Genomic DNA, 22,308 nt, shown 5'->3' with positions numbered 1-22,308 from the left:
ATCCCTTCTTGGAGGATTAGGCGCCTGTCGCTCAGGCACCCATTGGTTGGGGTTGTCGAATCGCGAGCAGCCGAGCCGTGGGCCGGTTGGGGTGTCGTGTGTTCCGGCAGGTTGGATTGCCCCCTGCGTTCCTCACACCATCGCCTCGACTCCGGTATCCACGTGCAGCACGACGGGTTGCCCCGTACAGAGGAGCCTTCCTTCCGTCACCTGCACACTCGAGTCGTCGATCAGGTTCAGGTAACTCCCATCGGGAAGGTCGAGCTTCACGGGGGCAGTGTGCGACTTGAGCGAGAAGACGCCCACACTGCGGCCGCCCGTGCCCAAGCGGTCGATGACGGCGATGTCGTTCGCGTCATCGGCGGCGTAACGAATGAAGTCATCCGTGCCGAGGACCTCGTGCTTGATGCGTGCCATCGTCTGCATGAGGGGCGTGAGGTCTCGCGCGCTTCCGAAGCCATCCCAGGCGATCGGGTCCTTGTCAAAGAGGCTCGGCTTGTGTGTGGCGCACAGCTCCTGCCCGGCGTAGATAAGCGTCGTGCCCTTGAGCAGGTAGAGCAGGGAGGTCAGGTTCTTAAGGTCCAGGTGTTCCGTCAGCTGCGACGCGATGCGCGGTAGGTCATGGTTTTCGAGGAAACGCAGCTTGTTATAGTTGCGCGGATAGACGCTCTCCTGGAAGTCGAGCAGGTCGAGGTAGCAGCTGAGCGGTATCTCACCCTTGAGGTAGCGCTCGAAGGCCTCTTCGACGTCGTAGGAGTACTCGATGTCAAAGGCCTCGAAGGCCTCGTTGTCAGTCGCGCAGTACGTTCCCTCGCGACGGACAGCTTCCCCAAAGGAGCGATGCACTGTCTCGGCGAGCCATGTGAAGCGAGGGTTGACCTCTTTTACGGCAGCGCGGGCTCGCTTCCAGAACTCAATGGGTACGAACGGAGCTACGTCGCAGCGAAACCCGTCCACGATCTTTGCCCAGCGGCGCAGTGTCTCTATCTGGTAGTCCCAGAGCCCCGGCACACGATAGTCGAGGTCGATGATGTCGCTCCACTCACCCACACGGTTGCCGGGCGTACCATCCTTGCGCCGGTAGAAGAACTCGGGATGCTGCTCGAAGAGCACGGAGTCGGGGGAGGTGTGGTTGTAGACGACATCGATCATGACCCTCATGCCCTGTGCGTGGATGGCGTTCACGAGCGACTTGAAGTCGTCCATGGTCCCGTACTCGGGGTTGATGGCTCGATAGTCGCTGTTGGCGTAGGGGCTTCCGAGCGTCCCCTTGCGCGCCACCCTTCCGATGGGGTGGATGGGCATGAGCCACACGATGTCGCAACCCAAGTTGCGTATGCGACCGAGGTCAGGCTCGACTGCGGCGAACGTGCCCTCTGTCGTGTGGTTTCTCACGTAGACGGAGTAGATGATCTGTCCTTGAAGAGCGGGGTCTGTGGTGGTCGCCATGTATTCCTCCCCTTGATGCGACTGGTGTGATGCACGAGTATGTCTTGACGCCTGCATACGACTCTCCAAGATATCAAAGAGCTGGGACTTGACTGGCCGGACCTGTCCCAAGACGCGCTCGCGTGGGAAATGCTACCGTTTGCCGGACCGTACGAGCCATTTCCCAGAGTCCAACTAGCTTACGGAGGCCGTTACTGGTAACGTTTCCAGAATAAGGGGTAGATGGCGAGAGAAGTTTGCAGGGTCCACGCCGTCGGGGGTACGGAAACGTCGGGTAGGCGGCCGTCCGCGCACGGGAGCAGGAGGGGAGGGATTCAATGACCATCAAGGACGTCGCAAAGTACTGCGGCGTGTCCGTGAGCACGGTGTCTCGGGTCATGAACGGCCATCCCGACGTGAGCGTCTCTGTCCGGGCGAAGGTCTTGGCTGCCGTAAGCGAGCTTCACTACGTTCCCAACAGAAGCGCACAGGACCTCGTGCGCGTGCGGAGCGATTCCATCGGTGTCGTGGTGAGGGGTGCGAGCAACCCCTTCTACTCTCCCATCGTACGATCCATCGAAAGGGTATGCGAGGACAAGGGCTACACGATGATCGTCCACCATATGGGCGAGCGTGGCGATGAGGTCAAGCGAGGTGCGGAGCTCGTGAACTCAAAGCGGCTCAAGGGCCTCATCCTCTTGGGTGGTCGCTTCGACTACGGCGAGCGCGAGCGCGCCTCCGTCATGGTACCGTTCGTCTGCTGCGCGTTCTCCAGCCAGTTTGGCAGACTGGATGGTGCCACATACTCCTCGGTGTCCATAGATGATGCCAAGGAGGCGCGCCGCGCCACTAGGCTGCTCACGGATGAGGGCCACCGCAAGATAGCGATCCTCGTTGACTTCGTGAACGACCAGTCGATCAGCGAGCTGCGTTACAGGGGCTATCGCCAGGCGCTTGAGGAGGTGGGAATCACGCTCGACGAGGACCTCGTTCTCGAGGCAGGTGGCTTCTCGATGGCCCATGCCTACAGCGCGGTCACGAGGCTCCTTACGGCTCGCAGTGACGTGACAGCCATCTTCTCGGCGTCGGACGCCATGGCGATGGCGGCCATGAAGGCCGTCTACGATGCCGGCAGGCGCATTCCTGAGGATTGCTCGGTGGTCGCCATCGACGGCATAGAGGCGAGCAGGTACGCGATTCCGACGCTTACGACCCTAGAGCAGCCGACAGAGGTCATGGGGCGCAGAGCTGCCACCACTCTGATAGATCAGATCGAGGGCAGGGCCGGGATGAGGCACGTGACCCTCGATGCGAAGATCAGGCGCGGCGGTACGCTGGGCCCTGTACCGAGGACGAAGGAGATTCCGCATCATCGGGATGCGTGAACCGGAAGAGTGCAGGTTTCCGAAGGGAGATAGGAGAAGGACATGAGCTTCAACGCAAAGCAGGTCACAAGGAGGACGTTTGTGGGAGGTGCGGGGCTTGCCATCGCGGCCGGTCTCGTCGCATGTGGCGGCAAGAGCACAACCAAGGGCGGCACGTCGGGCACGTCGAGCGAAGATCGCTCCGGCAACGTCTACTGGCTCAACTTCAAGCCCGAGATGGATGAGGCCATCCAGTCCCTCGGCAAGAAGTACATGGAGAAATACCCCAAGGTCAAGGTCAAGATAGTCACGGCGGCCTCGGGCACCTACACCCAGACGCTGACCTCCGAGATGGACAAGCAGGGGGCGCCCACGCTCTTCGTCATCGGCAACATGGAGGGCGTCAAGACCTGGAGCGACTACGCGATGGACCTCAAGGATACCGCCATCGCCAAGGAGCTCAGCACCGACGACTACAACCTCACGGATGACTCGGGCAAGCTCGTCTCCATCCCCTACAACTACGAGGCCTTCGGCATCGCCGTCAACACCGAGCTTATCGAGAAGGCCGGTCACAAGATGGATGACATCAAGGACTTCAACTCCCTCAAGAAGGTCGTCGAAGACATCCACTCGCGCGCCTCAGAGTTGGGCTTCGATGCCTTCGTGGCAACCGACATGGACGACTCGTCCAGTTGGCGCGTCACCGGCCACCTCACGAACATCGTGTGCTACTACGATTCTCGCGACGCAGGCGGCTGGAAGCAGGCTCCCGCCACCATCAGCGATAAGTACATTCCCAACTATAAGAACCTCTATGACCTCGCCATCAACAACAGCACTGTTGCGCCCAATGCGCTTGCCACGGGAGGGCACGACCCTGTGACCGAGTTCACCGGCAAGAAGGCCGCCTTCATCTTCTCGGGCTCCTTCAACTATGCGGACATCAAGAAGGGTGGCGTCACCAGCACCGCCTGCATCCCGTACTACTGCGGCGTCCAGGGCGAGGAGAAGGCCGGCCTCAACTGCGGGACGGAGAATCGCTGGGCCATCAACGACAACGCCTCCGAGGAGGACAAGCAGGCGACCATGGACTTCATGGTCTGGCTCGTCACCGACCCAGACGCGGCGGCCGCCATGGTTGCCGCCAACGGCACCATGCCTTACAAGCAGACGCCCGAGGGCGACAACCCCTACCTCAACGACGCCAAGAAGTACAGTGACGCTGGCAACTACATCATGGACTGGGACTTCAGCTACACTCCGAACGTCAATGACTTCCGCTCAAAACTCGTCTCCGCACTCAACGCCTACAACAACGCCCCATCGGACTCCACCTGGGAGGGCGTCAAGAAGGCCTTCGTCGACGGCTGGGCGGAGCAGTACAAGAAGGCGAACCCCTCCTAATCCTGTCACCGCCTGTCTTTAGCCAGGGGGGTCGGGTTGCCCTTCGGTCGCTCGGCCCCCGGTCGGATAAAAAGCACTCGAGCAAGGGAGCAATGGTGCTATGGGCATCAAGAGAAGCAGGGGCAACTCCCAGAGAAGGGCGACAAGGCGCTGGGCGTGGCTCTTCATGGGCCCTGTGGTCATAGCCTTCATCATAGGCTTTGTCTGGCCCTTCATACAGGGCATTTACCTCTCGTTCTGCAAGTTCAAACTTGTAAGTAACGCTCAGTTTGTGGGCGTGAGCAACTACGGGGAAGCTCTCGCGGACGCGGGCTTCCAGTATTCGTTCTGGTACACGGCTGCGACGGCCGTCGTCAGCCTCGTCCTCATCAACGTGATCGCGTTTGCCGTGGCCTATGCCCTCACGCAGGGCATCAGGGGGAGCAACCTCTTCCGCACGGTGTTCTTCATGCCCAACCTCATCGGCGGCATCGTGCTGGGCTACATTTGGTCGATGATCTTTGACGGCATACTCCAGGCGTATCAGACCTCGATCCTGCTTGACACGACCTATGGCTTCTGGGGCCTGATCATCCTCATGTGCTGGCAGCAGATAGGCTACATGATGATCATCTACATCGCGGGGCTTCAGGCCGTCCCCGAGGACATGATAGAGGCGGCCAAGATCGATGGGGCGACCAAGGCGCAGACGTTGTTCAAGGTCATCATCCCCAATGTGATGCCCTCGATAACGATCTGCACCTTCCTCTCGCTTACCAACGGCTTCAAGCTCTTTGACCAGAACCTTGCCCTTACGGGGGGCCAGCCCTTCAACACGACCGAGATGATGGCCCTCAACATCTATAACACGTTCTATACCTCAGGTGCGGTCGTTCGTGGCGTCGCGCAGGCCAAGGCGGTCATCTTCTTCGTGCTCGTCGCCGGACTCGGCCTCATTCAGCTCGCGTACACCCGCAAGAGGGAGGTGCAGCAGTAATGGCAGCCAACAACAAGGACCTCGCCTCCGACCGTACCCAGAAGACGGTCCTCTCCGTCCTGCTTGCCATCGTGTGCATTATCTGGGTGCTTCCGGTGGTTGCGGTCATTATCAACTCATTCAAGCTCAACACCTATGTGAAGACCGATACCTTCTCGCTCCCGAATGAGGAGAGCTTTGCGGGCCTTCAGAACTTCGTCACGGGCATGACCTTCGGAAACTACCCGTTCTGGAAGGCGGTTGGCTACAGCGCCTTCATCACTGTGGCCGCCACCTTCCTCATCCTGCTCTGCTGCTCCATGGCGGCCTGGTACATCGCGCGTGTCGACTCGACCTTCTGCAAGATCGTCTACTACCTCTGTATCTTCTCGATGGTCGTGCCGTTCCAGATGGTCATGTTCACGCTCTCCAAGACGGCCGATGTCCTCAAGCTCAACACGCCCTGGGCGATCCCCATCGTCTACCTTGGCTTTGGCGCGGGGCTTGCGATCTTCATGTTCGTCGGCTTCGTGAAGTCCATCCCCCTAGAGATAGAGGAGGCGGCCGCCATCGACGGCTGTGGCCCCGTGCGCACCTTCTTCTCTGTCGTCCTGCCCATGCTCAGGCCGACGCTCATCTCTGTGGGCATCCTCGAGATCATGTGGGTCTGGAACGACTACCTCCTTCCGTACCTGACGCTCGATATCAACGAGTACCGCACCATTCCCATCCACATTCAGTACCTCAAGGGCAGCTACGGCACTGTCGACTTGGGCGCCACCATGGCACTCATCCTGCTCGCCATCATTCCTGTGGTTGTCTTCTACCTGATCGCACAGCGCTACATCATCAAGGGTGTCGCCGCCGGTGCGGTCAAGGGTTAACCATGGGGCGTGTAACGCGTATGTGGCGTGATGACAGCTCGCATCTACGGATGAAACGGAGGAAAGACACATGGCAGAGTTAAGCCTGAAGCATATACAGAAAATCTATCCTAACCTTGAGAAGAAGCGCAAGCGCAAGAAGGGTGAGCTCGAAAAGAAGAGCAACCTCAAGGTGACCGACGAGGGCGTCATCGCCGTGGAGGACTTTAACCTCGAGGTCGCGGACGGTGAGTTCGTGGTGCTCGTGGGTCCCTCTGGCTGCGGTAAGTCCACGACGCTGCGCATGGTGGCGGGCCTCGAGGAGATATCGGGCGGTGAGCTCTACATCGGCGGCAAGCTCATGAACGACGTTGCCCCCAAGGACCGAGACATCGCCATGGTCTTCCAGAGCTATGCCCTCTACCCGCACATGACGGTCTACGACAACCTGGCCTTCCCTCTGAAGCTCCGCAAGGTCTCCAAGGACGAGATAGACAAGAAGGTGCGCGAGGCCGCCCAGGTCCTGGGCATTACGGAGTATCTTGAGCGCAAGCCCAAGGCGCTCTCGGGCGGCCAGCGTCAGCGCGTCGCCATCGGGCGCGCCATCGTGCGCAACCCCAAGGTCCTGCTCATGGACGAGCCGCTCTCGAACCTCGACGCGAAGCTGCGTAACCAGATGCGCGCCGAGATCATCAAGCTGCGCCAGCGCATCGACACGACCTTCATGTATGTCACCCACGACCAGACCGAGGCCATGACCTTGGGCGATCGCATCGTTATCATGAAGGACGGTGTGGTCCAGCAGGTAGGCACGCCCCAGCAGGTCTTCGATAGCCCGGCCAACCTCTTTGTGGCGGGCTTCATCGGCGTCCCACAGATGAACTTCTTTGACGCGACGCTCTCTCACGCGGGTGCCCGCTATGTCGTCAAGGCGGAGGAGATCTCTGTCTCCGTGTCCGACGAGACGGCCACGAAGCTCGTGGCGGCAGGTATCAGGGATGGAGTCTCTGTGGTTGCAGGTGTTCGTCCCGAGCAGATACTGATCTGTGAGAAGGGCGAGGCAGGTTCCGTGGCGGGGACGGTCGACGTTACGGAGCTCATGGGCTCTACCGTCCACGTCCACGTCACGACGGACATTGGCCAGTTCGTGCTCATCGTCCCGACGGTCGATCTGGGTGGCAAGAGCTACACGACGGGAGATGAGATCTCCTTCAAGTTCGCCAAGAACGCCATCCACCTCTTTGCGAAGGATACGGGGGTGAGCCTGACGGCGTAGGAGTCAAGGCGCGATCGCGCAGAGGCTGCACTCAGGCGGCCCTGGTCCTTGAGGGGGCCAGGGCCGCTCGCTTTAGCTGGACCGATGTGACGCCACGCGCCGCAGGCACCGCACGCGCTCGCAGGGTACGCGGTTTACCTCCTGCCCTTTACCCCTTGCCTTGCCACTGGCAAAGAGGGTTGCCGACGTCTCCGGCTTCCTCTTCCTTGGGCCCCTCCATCGTATAGTTCGTACGATATTTATCGTAATACATTAATTAATAATCATAATATGATGTATCATTATTGGAATATGATATCTTCTCAGAAGGGAGGGGCATGGAACTTCGCATCGACATCGGCTATGACAGAAAGAGGCCACTCTACACAGACGTGTGCCTCTCCTTTGCGAGGGGCGACATCATCAATGTGGTCGGGGATAACGGATCAGGCAAGTCAACGCTCTATAAGACGCTTTGCGGGAGCATCCCTCCTCTTCGTGGCAAAATTCCCCGTGAGGTGGCAGACTCCTGTATGCTCGTCTCCGATACCATACGTCCTCCGTCGGAATTGCTTGTCAGTGATGTGTTTGATTTGCTCGGCAACTCAGCATCGACGGTCAGAGATGCATACCCACAGATCTCTTCGGTCTTGGGCCCACTTATGGGACGACGGATCGGGAGTCTGAGCTTTGGGCAGCGCCGCATACTTGAGATCGCCTCAGTCCTCTCGTCGAGCAAGAGTATCCTCATCCTCGATGAGGCCTTGGCAAACCTTGATTTCATCAATAGGTTGGCGTGTATTCAGATAGTGCAACGGCTTGACGATCAGGTGGTCTTCAATACCTCGCATGATCTGGGCGATGTCATCGAATTGGGAGGACGGATCATTTTCCTCGATAGGCGTGCCCATGCATTTGTCGAGTATGAGGGCGAGAGAACCGTGGAGAGCCTCAGGAAGTTCATGGGGTCACGGATTTTGACTGCAACATCGGACTATGGAAATAGGGGGATCTCGTGCTGAAATTTGAGTTTCGACGCCTGTACCGCAGTCGGTTCCTCCTGATTCTTGCGCTTCTCATAGGGGGAGCTGCCGTTGGGGGTTTGGGCATGAGTGTGGTGTTCTCAGAGCACGCCGACATCAAGAACTCGGGTGGCGCCATCATGAGCTTCTATAACTCCTTTGCGCAGCTCTCGTTTCCCATTCTTGGAGCTTGCTATGCGTACTACTTTGCCAAGGACTTTGAGAATGGAACGTATGACTTCTGTCGGCAGGCGGGCTTTGGGCTTACGCGCGTCATACGGACGAGGCTCGCCACACTCTTGGGCGTGTCTCTTGCCCTGATCGCGGTCATGTACGTGGTGTATGTAGTGGTGGACGGGCACGTCACGCTGGAATTCGCCTCATTTGTCTTCGTTGCTGTTGCATTGATGATCGTCTTCACCGTCATGTCTGCCGCCTTCATTGGCGTCGTGTTCGCACGCTCGCTATGGGCGACGCTCGCAATGCCCGTCGTATGGGTCGTCCTCTCGTTTGTCAACTTCTTTGGCTATGGCCTGGCCAGCCAGGCGGACACTGCCAGCTTTACAAGCTATGTGGCAGCTGAGATGGTCGGAGGCATTCACTCGATCAATTACAGGAGCATCGATACGCTCGGCATCGACCTTGTCTCGTGGGGGGTACCGATTGCCTTGGGGCTCTTTATGGTGTGGATTTCGATGTCCTGCCTTGGTCTGCACCTTGCGCTAGCTCATAGGCAGTCCCCTCAGGGGTGAATGTTGCGTTCTGTCCGACCCTTTGGGTGGCGGTGGCCTTGGATATAGCGCTAGCGGGGCGCTGGGCTAGCTGTAAATTCCGCATGATAGCTGAAGACCCTGCATGCTCAGCGGAAATCAGCCCCTGTGATGCTATGGTCTGCTTGGGCTGATGATATGGCTTGCCGTGGTGTTTGTCGCCTTCCCAGGCCTTTCAAGATATGTTTGAGGGGTCGTTGTGCGTATATCCCTGTCACAGCGCCTGGCAGGTGGGGTTGCGCTGTGGGTAGGACTGTCATTGGAGAGGAGCTAGCTGTGGATGATGCAGATATGCGAAACGAGACACTCAAGCGGGCGAGGAGGGCCTGCCGCATGGCTTCGATGGGCATGAGCTGGCTCTCTGTGCTCTGTGGGCTTGGTTTGGCTTTTATGCTGCTCATTGCCGCCCAAGACTTGCGTGACGGATCTGGCGCAGGTGCCTACTGGATCGTACAGACACTTTCCTTCGCTCTTATCGTCTGCATTCCCGCCATTCTCGTCAGATTCTTCCGTGACTTTGCCAGAGACCCTCTGCCCTTTGGGCGGCAGCAATCACGACGTCTTCTCGTTGCGGGGATATTGGTCCTCATTCAGATCGTGCTTGGTCTGGTGTCACCACCAGCACCAGCCGCAACCATATCCCTGGCGGGTCTGCCATTGATCTACAGCGCCCGCGATGGTCATTTTATCGATGCAGGTCATGTAGTGGAGGCTGTGTTCTTCCTGTGTCTTTCGGTGGTGTTTCGTTACGGGGAAGCGTTGCAGGAGGATTCCGATAACATCCTCTAGCTTGTGGCGTCACGAGCAGTGGTCTGTCTATGCTCCTCTCATCAGGCCGGCGCCACAGAGAGCTGCTCGCGGTGGCAAAGAGGGACAAGAAGGGGATCGCGCGGGCCAGATGGGCGAACGACCGCCTATGGTTGATTTAGCTCGGCGCTAACGGTAGATTAGAGACAGACAATACGCTAGAGGGGCTTGTCGGCGATTGTTATACCAGAAGTGGGTATTGAGCACCCATGTGGCATTCAAGATGGGACATGTAGTGTAATGCCGATAGTTATGCGCCTTGATTACATTATGGTTGAGAAGGGGATTACGTCTGTAGAGCTTGCCAAGAGGATTGGCATTTCTCCGGTCAACTTGTCGCGCATCAAGACAGGCAAAATACGAGGCATACGTTTCTCGACGCTTGAGGCGCTCTGCCAAGTACTCGACTGCAAGCCTGGGGATCTCATAGACTATGTGACTCCGGAAGAGGCGGAGCGTGAGCGCAGCATCGGCAGGATACGAGAACGAAACTATTAGGGTGCCACATTAGGGCGTCACTATATGGCGGCGCGCGCGGTTCCCTCGTTGTGTCAACACCGCCTCTTGTGGGAGGGCTAGTATGAGACCGAGCAGTCGATGCCAAGCGCGCGGACCCTCCTCGCGATCGAGTCGAGCGATTGGGGCGTCGCCTTGCGCAGGCCGGCGGCTGGCGTGTCACGGGCTATGGTGTAGACGGCCACGCTACGAGGCCCAATGCGCCTGAGAGCGTCAAGCCAGGGTATGACGTAGGTGTCACCGGTGTTGTCGACATCATGTCCTTGCCACGTGCCCGTGAGGAAGAGGGACTGGATGATGACATGACCACAAAACGAGGCGAAGACCTCTATCTGGTGCTCGATGTCATAGCCTTTGGCTGGTCGGTCTAAAAACCTGATGTAGTCGGGATTCACGGTATCGAGCTTGAGGAGGTTATCGTCCACTCGAAGGAGGGCCCTATGCACGTCGGGCCTGTCCGCATAGGTGCCGTTCGAGAGCACGGCGATCCTGGCTTCAGGCGCGTACTCGTCACGCAGGTGAATAGACGCATCGACGACCTCAGGAAAGACGGGGCTTGCTGTCGGCTCGCCGTTTCCCGCGAGAGTGATGACATCAGGCAACTCGCCTGTGGAGGACATCTCAACGAGCTTGGCCTCAAGGGCCTCCCGCAGTGTCGGCAGTGTCGCAAAGGCGTCAGAAGTCCGCCGATCGGCATTGAAGCCGTTCTCGCAGTAGATGCAGTCGAAGTTGCATATCTTTCCCGTGGCCGGCATGAGGTTCACTCCCAAGGAGATGCCGAGGCGTCGACTTCTCACTGGGCCAAAGATGGGACTGTCGTTCAAAAAGGTCGCCACCGTGTTCCTGCTTACGTGTCTCTAGAAGCGCGGAGTGCCCCAGAAGCCTATGATTGTCGTACCCGGTCCGGTATGCGTGCCGATCGTGGCCCCGACGCTGAAGATGGGCACCTCGCCATCCAGCTTGGGGAATCGCTCCTTGAGCATGATGGCCAGCGCCTCCGCATCAGACTTGCACTCGGAGTGAGCGACGCAGACCTTGCGCGCATAGTCGCGTCCTCCGATGCACTCCTTCTCCATGGTATCGACGAGGAAGGCGAGGGCCTTGCGCTTGGTGCGGACCTTGGCCTTGACGGCCAGCGTCCCGTCGGGCTCGATGTCCATGATCGGACAGATGTTGAGCATGCCACCGAGGATACCGGAGGCCTTGGAGATGCGGCCGCCGCGAATGAAGAAGGTGAGGTCGGATGACTCGAACCAGAGGTGGACCTGTGCACGGAGCATGTTTGCCTGCTCGCAGAGCTCGCTGAAGCCCACACCGGCACTGCGTTGCCTGGCGAGCTCGTCCATGAGAAGGGCATAGCCGGCGGTCGCGGTCATGGAGTCGACGATCGTGATCGCGCGGTCTGGGAACTCGGGTGCGAGCTGCTCTTGGGCCATGCGGGCAGACTCGACGGTGCCGGAGATGCCCGAGTCGAGGCTCAGGTGCAGGATGTCCTTGCCGGCTTCGAGGAACTCGCGGAAGTAGACGATATATTCGCCCACGGCCACCTGGCTGGTCTTGGCGTCGGCGCCTGCGAGCATCTTGGCGTAGAGTTGGTCGGGCGGGTTAGTCTTGCCGAAGTCATCCTTAAGCGCGACTCCGTCAAGTTGGTAGTTAAAGTAGATGTATGAGATATCGCGCTCGTTGCACCACTCGACGGAGGTGTCCACCGTGGAGCAGCAGCTTAGGATGTAGTCGGCCATCAGGACCCTTTCTCGATGGTTTGTAGGCTACCGTCAGTAGTTAGTATAGTGAGCGGGTGTGTGGATTTGTCGATAGAAGTTGAATCGGATGGTTTACATTCATAGTGAGGGTAGGTGACCGTATCTGATCCTGCGACATTGCGTATCACGGGGAGTCAGAGGTGCACTCTGGCTGGGTTGTCTCACAAAAAGACGTAGCTTGGCCGTCTGGGGATCGCAGAGTGTGCTTTTCGTGAGGCGTCGTGCGCAGACTGCGCTTTTCCGTCACGCTGCGGTCGAGGAGCGGTTGCAGAGTGCGCTTTTCCGTGAGGCGCCGGTTGGAGAATGCGCTTTTCCGTCGTGCCGCAACCGCAGAATGCGCTTTTCCGTCGTGCCGCAACCGCAGAATGCGCTTTTCCGTGAGGTGGCGTCACGTTTGCCCAGGTGAGGAAAGACGCACTCTACGGAAAAGCGCACTCTGGGGCGGACTCTCACGGAAAGACGCACTCTGGGTGACTGTTGGCGTGCAGAATGCGCTTTTCCGTGAGGCGCCGGTTGGAGAATGCGCTTTTCCGTTACGTCACTCATCCAGAATGCGCTTTCCCGTGAGGTGCCGGTTGCAGACTGCGCTTTTCCGTGAGGCGGCGCCACGTTTGCGCAGGTGAGGAAAAGCGCATTCTACGGAAAAGCGCACTCTGGGGCTCGACGTCACCGAAAAGCGCACTTTGCCCTCTTGCTATTACCAAAAGGTGCACGCTACTTCGCGGTTCTCAACGCGATCTACGGCGCACGCTTATCCTAGCGCCAGTGGCACTGCCGAGGCCTTACGGAAATTATCACAATTTTGGTGAGTCTGTGAATCGGGCGCTCGAATCTCTCCGGGGCGTTATGCTCATTCTATGAAACATGATTCTGACACCTATCCGCACGTGAGACGTGGTTTCCATGACCACGATGTGATTGATCTGGCTGCCGAGAGGCTTCAGATTGTTGCTGGTGCCGCTCGAGAGATGTCACAGATTATCGACTGGGGCTACTCTCATGAGAGTACGCTCACGTTCGTGTCAAATCACTATCAACTGACTGAGCGTCAGCGCGGTCTTCTCGCACGCAGCGTCTCGGGCGAGAAGGCTGCGGTCAGGCGCACCTCCAAGCTCGTTGAGATCGGCAATTTACGCAGAGGCATGGGTCTTATCGATGGCTTTAATCTGATCGTAGCGCTGGAGGTGGCACTTTCGGGTAGCCCTCTGCTGCGTGGGCAGGACTCCTCGATTCGCGACTTGGCAGGGATGCGTGGTACCTACCGCATCATCCACGAGACACCCCGAGCTGTTGGTCTGGTGCTCGATGTGCTGGGGAGCCTTGGTGACGTGCGGGCGGAAGTCCTTTTCGACGAGCCCGTCAGCAATTCGGGACGCCTCGTTGCACTGTTCAACAGAACTGCTAGAGAGAGGGGGCTCAATGTGCACGCTCGCACCTGTGCCCAAGTTGACAAAGCCCTCTTCGGCAGGCCCCTCGTGGTTTCAAGTGACAGCTTGGTGCTTGATCGTTGCAAGAGCTGGATCAACCTCGCGGCTGCCTGCCTCGAACGCGTCCCCGACCCGTGGATCGTCGATCTCTTCGAGAGTTGAACGAATATAGTCGCTCTGGTTACAAGTGCTAGCATCAAGACGGCCAGGGAACAAGGTCCCCGGCCCATTAGTCTGTGGTCGGGGTGACTGGATTCGAACCAGCGACCCTCTGCTCCCAAAGCAGATGCGCTACCAAGCTGCGCCACACCCCGAAATCGTATCGCATTATAGGCGAGCGCACGCCCAAGGGCAACGACGTCCCTGGGAGCAACGAAATCAGGACACAACGACTTCCCCAAATCAGGACACAACGACTTCTACATGTACAGATTGTTACACTGTGTGCGAGGAATCGAAATGTGGTCCCATGAATGTATAATCTCACCCTCGTATCACACGTTCGGAAAAAGCATTGCGAGAGGAGATCCAATGAACTATTCCGAGAGAGTCATCGCTGGGCTTAAGGAGCGCTACGCAGACCAACCCGAGTTCATTCAGGCTGCCGAGGAGGTCCTCGCGACCCTCCAGCCGGCCTTGGATGCCCATCCCGAGTACGAGGCGGCTGGCCTTCTCGAGCGTCTCGTCGAGCCCGAGCGCGTCATCATCTTCCGCGTGCCTTGGGTGGATGACGCGGGCAAGGTCCAGGTCAATCGTGGCTACCGTGTGCAGTTCAACAGCGCCATCGGACCCTACAAGGGTGGTCTGCGCCTGCACCCGTCCGTGAACCTTGGCATCCTCAAGTTCTTGGGCTTTGAGCAGATCTTCAAGAACTCCCTTACGACGCTTCCCATGGGTGGCGGCAAGGGCGGCTGTGACTTTGACCCCAAGGGTAAGTCGGACGGCGAGGTCATGCGTTTTTGCCAGTCCTTCATGACCGAGCTGGTCAAGCACATCGGTCCCGACACCGACGTTCCCGCTGGGGATATCGGTACGGGTGCTCGTGAGATAGGCTACCTGTTCGGCCAGTACAAGCGCCTCACTAACAGTTGGGTCTCCGTCCTCACGGGCAAGGGCCTCTCCTATGGCGGGTCGCTCGCCCGTACGGAGGCCACCGGCTATGGCACGGTGTACTTCCTACTCAACATGCTGAGGGAGAGGGGCGAGTCCATCGACGGCAAGACCGTTGTCGTCTCAGGCGCTGGCAATGTCGCCCAGTATGCCGTTCAGAAGGCCGAGCAGCTCGGCGCAAAGGTAGTCACCGTCTCGGACTCCAATGGCTATGTCTATGACCCCGATGGCATCGACTTCGATACGCTCGTTGACATCAAGCAGGTCAAGCGCGGCCGCATTAAGGAGTACGTTGAGTCACGCCCGAGCGCCGTCTATCATGAGGGCGCACGCCCCTGGGGCGAGAAATGTGACATCGCACTGCCCTGTGCTACCCAAAACGAGCTGCACCTCGAGGATGCGAAGAAGCTCGTCTCCAACGGCTGCAGGTACGTGGCCGAGGGTGCCAACATGCCGACTACCCTGGATGCCACGCAGTACCTCAAGGACAACGGCGTGTTCTTTGCTCCCGGCAAGGCGTCTAACGCAGGCGGTGTCGCTACATCCGGTCTTGAGATGAGCCAGAACCATGAGCACCTCTCATGGACCTTCGAGGAGGTTGACCAGAAGCTGCAAGGCATCATGAACTCCATCTATGCGGCCGCGTCCAGCGCCGCGAAGGAGTACGGCCATGAGGGAGACCTGGTCTTTGGCGCCAACATTGCCGGTTTCCTGAAGGTTGCGGATGCCATGATGGCTCAAGGCGTCTGCTAGCATCCATAGTCGGAGGTTGGTTTGCCTCTCAGCTGGAGATCGGCCTCCGTACCTACTACCATAGCCACAAGTCGGCCCCTGTGGGGAGTGCTGCGAGCATCTCCCACAGGGGCCGCGCCTGTGATCCGCTTGCAGGCAGGGAAACCGGGACCGTTGTCAGGCTTCACGCCGCCAAGCTTGCGCTCAACTTGCGCTCACTCTGGCTCACTCTGCCATCAGAGATTGCGAGGAGTCCGCCTCCCAGGCTGCGAAGAGCCTATCTCTTGCTTTCGTCCTCAAGCTCCTTGAAGCGCTCCGCGAGCATGGGGCTGTTCTTGGTGAGGCGCCTGATGGTGAGCTTTTGGGCCTTGTCATCTGCCAGCCTGAGGTTGTTCTGCGAGCTGAGCAGATTGTCCTTAACCTTCTGCAGATGCTGGATGGTCTTATCGATCTCGTCGATGGCGGTCACGAACTTGCGATTGGCGAGTTCGACGTTACGGCCGAACTTGTCTTGGAAGTCCGAGAGTGCCCCCTCGAAGTGGGTTATGTCTATCTGCTCGCGCCGGATCTTGTCTATCTGCCTTCGGTAGTCCAGCGACTTTAGGGCTGCGTTGCGCAGGAGCGTGATGATCACCAGGAAGAACTGCGGGCGGATGACATACATCTTCTCGTGGCGATACGACATGTCCACGATGCCCTGGTTATAGAGCTCGCTGTCCAGCTCGAGCATCGAGACGAGTACCGCGTACTCGCAGTCCTTCTTGCACCGGTCTTGGTCGAGCTTGGCGAGATGCGACTCGTTGGTCCTCTTGTTGGTGGACGAGAGCTCCTCGTTCTTCATCTCGAACATGATCGAGACGAGCTCGGTGCCGTCATCGTCGCGCTCACGGTAGATGAAGTCACCCTTGGTGCCGCCCAGAGCCTCGTTGTCCTTCTCGAAGCTGACATTGCGAAAGGCCTCGGGATTGAGTGAGCGCCAGCGGTCAAACTCCTGCGCGCAGTGCTGCTCGAGGCTCTCGCCGACCATCTTGGTCGAGAGGCGCGTGCGATAGTCCCTAAGGCTTTCGATCTCCTCGTCCTTGTGGCGTATGAGTTCGTCGGTGGCCTTCTGCGCGCTACTCAGGCGCTCCCTGTACTGGGCCTCGAGGGCATCTCGCTCGCTCTTGCCGCGCTTGACCTCGCCCTCGAGCGCCGCCATGCGTTCGCGCAGCTGGCCGGTTGCTTCGCTCACCGCAAGGGCGCGCTCGCCCTCCTCCTGGCGGCGCCTGCCCTCCGCGTCCGCCTTCAGGCGTGCGATCTCGAGGTCGCGCTGGGAGATCTCCCGCTGGAGGGTTGCCTTGGCGCTGGCCTTCGCCTCCGCGAGGGCGGCCTCCTTCTCGCTTTCCATAAGTTTGCCGCGCTCGTGGATCTCGCGCTCGAACTCGCTCGTTCGTACCTGGCTCAGGATCTCTTGGTAGTCAGAGCTCTTGAGCTCGAAGCGGGTATGACAGTGCGGACATTCGATGGTTGTCATTTGTGGCCTCCTTGGTGTTGGGTGATGTTAGGAGTGTAGCGTGCCATGCCTCGCGATGTGAGTGAATCACTCACTTCTACATTACGTTCAGTAAAACTCTGAGCTGCAGATATACGAATTTACCTCACCCAACTCCAAGTCATTTTGGTGCAAAAGTCACTCACTTCGTGATAACGATGTGAGTGATCCACACACTTCGCATCGGTGTGCAGCTAAAACAGCAGCGACATATCAGAACATTAAATAATTTCTTAGTATTTCGACGCTTACAGCAAGGATCTGGTGTGGTCCGGTGGGATTCGGTAGGATGTATCCGGCAAGGGTTCGCGAATGTGTCTATTCAGATAAACGAACCTTATCGTTGCATCGCTCTGCATCTCGGATTCTTAGAATCCATAGAGGCCTTTATTGGTGGTATGGAGATACTAACGGGGACTCATGCGCGACGCGCCGAGGGACGCGATGCTCCGAGAGAGACGCGACACGCCAAGGGCGCCCGCGGTAAAAACGGCCCTCGACCCCCAATGTGTCGTGTGGGGGAGGAGCGGCGCATGGGAGAAGGGAAGGATGCACATGAACCTGCTTGCTGGGGCGGATCGCCTGCCCAAGGCCCTGCTCGCGCTCGAGGACGGCACGGCACTCGAGGGCAGTTGCTGTGGGGCTCAGGGCGAGGCCTTCGGCGAGATGGTCTTCAACACCTCCATGACGGGGTACCAGGAGATCGTAAGTGACCCGAGCTATGCGGGTCAGATAGTGACCTTCACCTACCCCCAGATAGGTAACTACGGTGTGAACGCACACGACATGCAGGCCGCCTCCCTTGCCCTGCGTGGCGTGGTCGTGCATGACATGTGCTTCACGCCCAGCAACTGGCAGAGCGCGGGCAGCCTTCCCGACTTCCTGCGCGAGCGTGGCGTCGTCGCCATGCAGGGTGTGGATACGCGCGCTCTCACCTTGCGCATACGCGAGGGAGGCGCCATGAGGGCCGCCCTCTCGACAGAGGACCTTGACCCACAGAGCCTTGTCGCCCGTGTGAGAGAGAGTGAGTCCATCTCGGCCCGCAACCTCGTGGCCGACGTCTCGACCAAGGAGCGCTACGAGGTCGTAGGCGAGGGTGGACCGCTCGCGGGCGGAGGCGCGTCGTCCGCAGACGGGGGCAGGCCGCATGTCCATGTCGTCGCCCTCGACTTTGGCGAGAAGCGTGGCATCGTCGAGCGCCTCGCCGCAGCTGGCTGCGACGTCACGGTCGTGCCCTGGGACACCCCTGCGGCCGACGTGCTCGCCCTGGGTCCTGATGGCGTCTTTTTCTCGAACGGGCCGGGAGACCCCAAAAGCGTGCCCGAGGCTGCCGAGACGGCCCGCGAGCTTCTGGGCAGGATCCCCATCTTTGGCATCTGTCTGGGAAACCAGCTCTTGACCCTGGCTGCGGGAGGTCAGGTGGAGAAGCTTCCCTACGGACATCACGGCGGCAACGAGCCTGTCATGAACCTGCTCACCACCAAAGTCGAGATCACGGCCCAGAACCACAACTACGGCCCCGTCTTTTCCAGTCTGGGGCCACTGGTGCCAGAGCTTTCGGGTGGCGTTTCAGACCACGCGCGAGACCTGCGCCTCTGGAGCAGCCGACACATCGCTCCCGTGGTCAGGAGCAAGCGCTTCGGTCGTATCCGCCTCACGCACGTGAACCTCAACGATGGGACGCCCGAGGGCCTGCAGTTCTTGGACGTTCCCGCCTTCTCGATGCAGTACCACCCCGAGGCCAAACCCGGACCAAATGACTCGAGCTATGCCTTCGACGCCTTTTGTCGCCTCATGGGAGGGTGCAAGGACTACCTTGCCATTGACGTCCGTGAAAGGAGGGCCCGCTGATGCCCAAGCGCAGCGACATCCATAAGGTCCTGATCATCGGATCGGGCCCCATCGTCATCGGGCAAGCCTGCGAGTTCGACTACTCCGGCACCCAGGCCTGCAAGGCCCTTCGCCGTGAGGGCTTCGAGGTCGTGCTCGTGAACTCCAATCCGGCCACGATCATGACCGACCCCGATACGGCCGATCGCACCTACGTCGAGCCCATCACGGTCGAGGCCGTGACAAAGGTCATCGAGCGGGAGCGTCCCGACGCGCTGCTTCCCAACATGGGTGGCCAGACGGCCCTCAACTGCGCCGTCGCGCTCGGTAAGGCGGGCGTGCTCGAGCGTCTTGGCGTCGAGGTCATAGGCTGTGACATCGACTCCATAGAGGTGGGCGAGGATAGGGAGCTCTTTGCTGCCGCCATGCGCGACATCGGCCTTGAGGTCGCGCGCTCTGGCATCGCCCGCACGCTCGACGAGTGCGAGAGGGTGGCGGACGAGCTGGGGTATCCCGTCGTGATCCGTCCCGCCTTCACGCTGGGCGGCGCGGGTGGTGGCATGGCGCACGACCGCGCCGAGCTTTTGCGCATCGCGCGCGAGGGCCTGTCTCTCTCGGCGAACGGCGAGGTGCTCGTCGAACAGAGCGTGGAGGGCTGGAAGGAGATAGAGATGGAGGTCATGCGCGACGAGGCTGGCAACGGCATCGTCATATGCTCCATCGAGAACCTCGACCCCATGGGCGTCCACACCGGCGACTCCATCACCGTCGCGCCCTGCCAGACGCTCACGGATGGCGAGTTGCAGCGTTTGCGCGACTACTCTCTGGCCATCCTCGAGCGCGTGGGTGTGGCCTGCGGTGGCTCCAACGTGCAGTTCGCGGTGAACCCGACAGACGGTCGCGTCCTCGTGATCGAGATGAACCCCCGCGTGAGCCGCTCCTCTGCCCTCGCCTCCAAGGCCACGGGCTTTCCCATAGCGAAGATGGCGGCGCTCCTCTCGGTGGGTTACACCCTCGACGAGATAGCGAACGACATCACCGGCACGACGCCGGCCTGCTTCGAGCCCTCTATCGATTACTGCGTGGTCAAGATACCGCGCTTTGCCTTCGAGAAGTTCAAGGGTACGAGTGAGACACTCACGACGCGCATGAAGGCCGTGGGCGAGGTCATGTCCATAGGCTCGACCTTCGAGGAGGCCCTGCAGAAGGCCTGCCGATCCCTCGAGCAGGACCACATGGGCCTGGGTGCGGACGGTCTTTGCGAGTACGACGACTCCTCCTTCGCCGATCTTGTCGCTCGCCCCACCCCGGAGCGCATCTTCTATATCGCCGAGGCCCTGCGTCGCGGCTGGGCGAGCGAGCGCATCTGTGCACTTACGAGCATCGACCCCTGGTTCATCTCCCGCATCGAGGACATCGTGGCCGCGGAGCGCTCGCTTCGCGCGGGCGGCGTCCAAGGCCTCACGGCAAGGCGCCTCCTTGCTGCCAAGGAACTGGGCTTCTCAGACGTGCAGATCGCACAGCTCACGGGGCAGCGCGAGGACACGGTGCGTGCCCTTCGCAAGGTCTTTGGAGTGCGGCCGCTCGTGAAGACCGTTGACACCTGCGCAGGAGAGTTCGCCTCTCGCACCAACTACCACTACCTGACCTACGAGCGGGGAGACGCCTCCGAGTTCGAGGAGGCTGCCCGTCCGCGTGTCGTCATCCTCTCGGCAGGACCCAACCGCATAGGCCAGGGCATAGAGTTTGACTACTGCTGCGTTCACGCGGCGATGGCGCTTTCGGCCAAGGGCTTCGAGACGGTCATGGTCAACTGCAACCCAGAGACCGTATCGACGGACTACGACACCTCTGACCGCCTGTACTTTGAGCCGCTGACCTTCGAGGACGTCATGAACGTCATCGACAGCGAGAAGCCAGTCGGCGTGATCGTGACCCTGGGCGGCCAGACCCCCATCAACCTGGCGGGTCGCCTCAGGGAGGCGGGCGTTCCCATCATGGGCACCCAGCCCGACGCCATCGATCTTGCCGAGGACCGCGACCGCTTCTCCGTCCTGCTCGACCGCCTGTCGATAGCCTACCCGCCCAGCTCCACCGCAGAGACGCTCGACGAGGCGCGCGAGGTCGCCCGAGCGGTGGGCTATCCGCTGCTGGTGCGTCCGAGCTACGTGCTTGGGGGTCGCGGCATGGCCATCGTCTATGGCGAGGAGGAGCTCGCGACCTACATGGCCGAGGCTACGCAGGTCTCGCCCGACCATCCGGTCTACCTGGACGCCTTTCTCGAGGACGCCATCGAGCTCGACGTGGACGCCTTGGCGGACGGTACGGAGTGCTATGTGGGCTCCGTCCTCGAGCACATCGAGGAGTGCGGCATCCACTCGGGTGACTCCGCCTGCTGCTACCCTCCCTTCTCGCTCTCGGACGCCATTGTGGGGCGCGTTCGCGAGATCACGCGTAGGTTGGCCCTCGCCGTAGGTGTGCGAGGTCCCCTCAACATCCAGTACGCGGTCAAGGACGAGCAGGTCCTCGTGATCGAGATGAACCCCCGTGCGAGCCGCACGGTGCCCTTCTCGTCGAAGGCGACGGGCGTCCCGCTCGCGAGCTTTGCCTCGCGCATCATGGCAGGCGAGACCATCGCGTCGCTTAGGGACTCGGGCGAGCTACCCGAGGAGGGTCGCGACGTGGGGCGCTTTGCCGTGAAGGAGGCCGTGATGCCCTGGTCGCGCTTCCCGGGCGCCGACTCCGTCCTCGGTCCAGAGATGAAGTCCACCGGAGAGGTCATGGGTATCGACGCGACCTTCCCCGTGGCCTACGCCAAGACGCGCCAGGCCATTGACTACAAGCTGCCGCGTGCGGGCAGGGTCTTCGTGAGCGTCTGCGACCGAGACAAGCGCGCCATCGCGCCGGTGGCCATGGCGCTTGTAGGTCTGGGCTACCAGCTCGTCGCGACGGCCGGCACAGCAAAGACGCTGCGTGCGGCAGGCCTTGTCTGCGAGGTCACCAAACGTCTGAGCGAGGGGCATCCCAACATCGTGGACGAGATCGAGGGCGGGGACATCGCCTTCATCATCAACACGCCGCAGGGCAACGGCGCCCGTGGCGATGGCTCAATCCTGCGCAGCGAGGCCGTGAACCGTGGCATTACCTGCGTGACGGCCCTCTCGGCGACGACGGCCCTCGTGCAGGCGATCGCTGCGGTGCGAGACACCACGCTCGATGTCTATGCCTTGCAGGACCTCCCCTGAAGCGAGACGGGCTTGGGGGTGTCAGGCCTGGCGTTACTGCGAGTCTGTCGCATTACTGCGAGCTTGCCTCAAGCTATTGGGCCACGTCACGTTGAGCCAATGAAAAAGATGGTTCCTCCTTTTGCGGCCCGGGTGTAGTTTGCTATCATAGTTGGGCTGTGTGCACACGCGGGCGTGGCGGAACTGGCAGACGCGCTGGATTTAGGTTCCAGTGGGGGTGACCCCATGAAGGTTCGAGTCCTTTCGCCCGCACCACGAGGCGCATGTGCGTAGGGCTGAGGGT

General features: G+C 60.0%; 17 protein-coding genes and 2 tRNA genes. 14 read left to right on the top strand and 5 right to left on the bottom strand.

Translation table 11 applies throughout. The annotated features are described in order from the left end of the window. Positions 1-132: 132 nt before the first annotated feature. Positions 133-1,449: an alpha-amylase family glycosyl hydrolase gene (locus tag ADJ70_RS07235; RefSeq protein WP_050340512.1), complete on the bottom strand. Its 1,317-nt coding sequence runs from the start codon at positions 1,447-1,449 to the stop codon at positions 133-135. A gap of 317 nt (positions 1,450-1,766) precedes the next feature. Between ADJ70_RS07235 and ADJ70_RS07230 the strand changes: the two genes are divergently transcribed. From ADJ70_RS07230 to ADJ70_RS07190, 9 genes are all read left to right on the top strand, one after another. Continuing rightward, positions 1,767-2,813: a LacI family DNA-binding transcriptional regulator gene (locus ADJ70_RS07230; RefSeq protein ID WP_050340511.1), complete on the top strand. Its 1,047-nt coding sequence runs from the start codon at positions 1,767-1,769 to the stop codon at positions 2,811-2,813. A gap of 42 nt (positions 2,814-2,855) precedes the next feature. After that, a complete protein-coding gene (locus tag ADJ70_RS07225; RefSeq protein WP_050340509.1) occupies positions 2,856-4,199 on the top strand; it encodes an ABC transporter substrate-binding protein in 1,344 nt (447 codons plus the stop codon). Positions 4,200-4,299: 100 nt separating this feature from the next. Beyond that, the gene (locus ADJ70_RS07220; RefSeq protein WP_050340507.1) at positions 4,300-5,175 is read left to right on the top strand and encodes a carbohydrate ABC transporter permease; all 876 of its coding nucleotides are present in this window, start codon (positions 4,300-4,302) and stop codon (positions 5,173-5,175) included. After that, positions 5,175-6,038, top strand: coding sequence for a carbohydrate ABC transporter permease (locus ADJ70_RS07215; protein ID WP_050340505.1), 864 nt, complete (start codon positions 5,175-5,177; stop codon positions 6,036-6,038). Before ADJ70_RS07220 ends, ADJ70_RS07215 begins: the two co-directional genes overlap by 1 nt. 70 nt (positions 6,039-6,108) lie before the next feature. After that, entirely contained in the window at positions 6,109-7,293 is a 1,185-nt protein-coding gene (locus ADJ70_RS07210; protein ID WP_050340503.1) for an ABC transporter ATP-binding protein, read from the top strand. Positions 7,294-7,610: 317 nt separating this feature from the next. Beyond that, on the top strand, positions 7,611-8,294 hold the full coding sequence (locus ADJ70_RS07205; protein WP_050340501.1) for an ATP-binding cassette domain-containing protein: 684 nt from the start codon (positions 7,611-7,613) through the stop codon (positions 8,292-8,294). Continuing rightward, positions 8,288-9,046: a hypothetical protein gene (locus tag ADJ70_RS07200; protein ID WP_050340499.1), complete on the top strand. Its 759-nt coding sequence runs from the start codon at positions 8,288-8,290 to the stop codon at positions 9,044-9,046. Before ADJ70_RS07205 ends, ADJ70_RS07200 begins: the two co-directional genes overlap by 7 nt. A gap of 294 nt (positions 9,047-9,340) precedes the next feature. Further along, a complete protein-coding gene (locus ADJ70_RS07195; protein WP_050340498.1) occupies positions 9,341-9,853 on the top strand; it encodes a hypothetical protein in 513 nt (170 codons plus the stop codon). Between the two features lie 258 nt (positions 9,854-10,111). Continuing rightward, positions 10,112-10,369 (top strand): helix-turn-helix transcriptional regulator, encoded by a 258-nt coding sequence (locus tag ADJ70_RS07190; protein ID WP_050340496.1) that lies wholly within the window; start codon positions 10,112-10,114, stop codon positions 10,367-10,369. 77 nt (positions 10,370-10,446) lie between these two features. On the opposite strand, the gene ADJ70_RS07185 is transcribed toward ADJ70_RS07190, so the two are convergent. Both ADJ70_RS07185 and ADJ70_RS07180 read right to left on the bottom strand, forming a co-directional pair. Next, a complete protein-coding gene (locus ADJ70_RS07185) occupies positions 10,447-11,142 on the bottom strand; it encodes a radical SAM protein (RefSeq protein ID WP_157051436.1) in 696 nt (231 codons plus the stop codon). Positions 11,143-11,244: 102 nt separating this feature from the next. Beyond that, positions 11,245-12,129 (bottom strand): DegV family protein, encoded by an 885-nt coding sequence (locus ADJ70_RS07180; protein ID WP_050340494.1) that lies wholly within the window; start codon positions 12,127-12,129, stop codon positions 11,245-11,247. An 878-nt stretch (positions 12,130-13,007) separates the two neighbouring features. Between ADJ70_RS07180 and ADJ70_RS07175 the strand changes: the two genes are divergently transcribed. Beyond that, complete coding sequence (locus ADJ70_RS07175) at positions 13,008-13,739, top strand: DUF434 domain-containing protein (protein WP_083443879.1); 732 nt, start codon at positions 13,008-13,010, stop codon at positions 13,737-13,739. A gap of 75 nt (positions 13,740-13,814) precedes the next feature. Here ADJ70_RS07175 and ADJ70_RS07170 read toward each other — a convergent pair. Further along, positions 13,815-13,891 (bottom strand) — tRNA-Pro (locus ADJ70_RS07170). A 217-nt stretch (positions 13,892-14,108) separates the two neighbouring features. On the opposite strand from ADJ70_RS07170, the gene gdhA reads away from it, so the two are divergent. Continuing rightward, on the top strand, positions 14,109-15,440 hold the full coding sequence (gene gdhA, locus ADJ70_RS07165; protein ID WP_050340492.1) for an NADP-specific glutamate dehydrogenase: 1,332 nt from the start codon (positions 14,109-14,111) through the stop codon (positions 15,438-15,440). Positions 15,441-15,696: 256 nt separating this feature from the next. Here the strand turns inward: gdhA and ADJ70_RS07160 are convergent, their stop codons facing one another. After that, positions 15,697-16,932, bottom strand: coding sequence for a DUF2130 domain-containing protein (locus tag ADJ70_RS07160; protein WP_050340489.1), 1,236 nt, complete (start codon positions 16,930-16,932; stop codon positions 15,697-15,699). A gap of 573 nt (positions 16,933-17,505) precedes the next feature. On the opposite strand from ADJ70_RS07160, the gene carA reads away from it, so the two are divergent. The 3 genes from carA (at position 17,506) to ADJ70_RS07145 (ending at position 22,280) form a co-directional block, all read left to right on the top strand. Next, the gene (gene carA / locus ADJ70_RS07155; protein WP_050344491.1) at positions 17,506-18,801 is read left to right on the top strand and encodes a glutamine-hydrolyzing carbamoyl-phosphate synthase small subunit; all 1,296 of its coding nucleotides are present in this window, start codon (positions 17,506-17,508) and stop codon (positions 18,799-18,801) included. Then, positions 18,801-22,025 carry a carbamoyl-phosphate synthase large subunit gene (gene carB / locus ADJ70_RS07150; RefSeq protein ID WP_050340487.1) on the top strand — a complete coding sequence of 1,075 codons (3,225 nt, stop codon included), beginning with the start codon at positions 18,801-18,803 and terminating at the stop codon, positions 22,023-22,025. Before carA ends, carB begins: the two co-directional genes overlap by 1 nt. A 168-nt stretch (positions 22,026-22,193) precedes the next feature. Further along, positions 22,194-22,280: transfer RNA gene (locus ADJ70_RS07145), tRNA-Leu, on the top strand. Positions 22,281-22,308 lie beyond the last annotated feature (28 nt).

The sequence above is a fragment of the Olsenella sp. oral taxon 807 genome (assembly GCF_001189515.2).
GTDB lineage: Bacteria > Actinomycetota > Coriobacteriia > Coriobacteriales > Atopobiaceae > Olsenella_F.
Note: the sequence above shows the minus strand (reverse complement) of the source record. Positions and strands in the feature narration are given on the sequence as shown.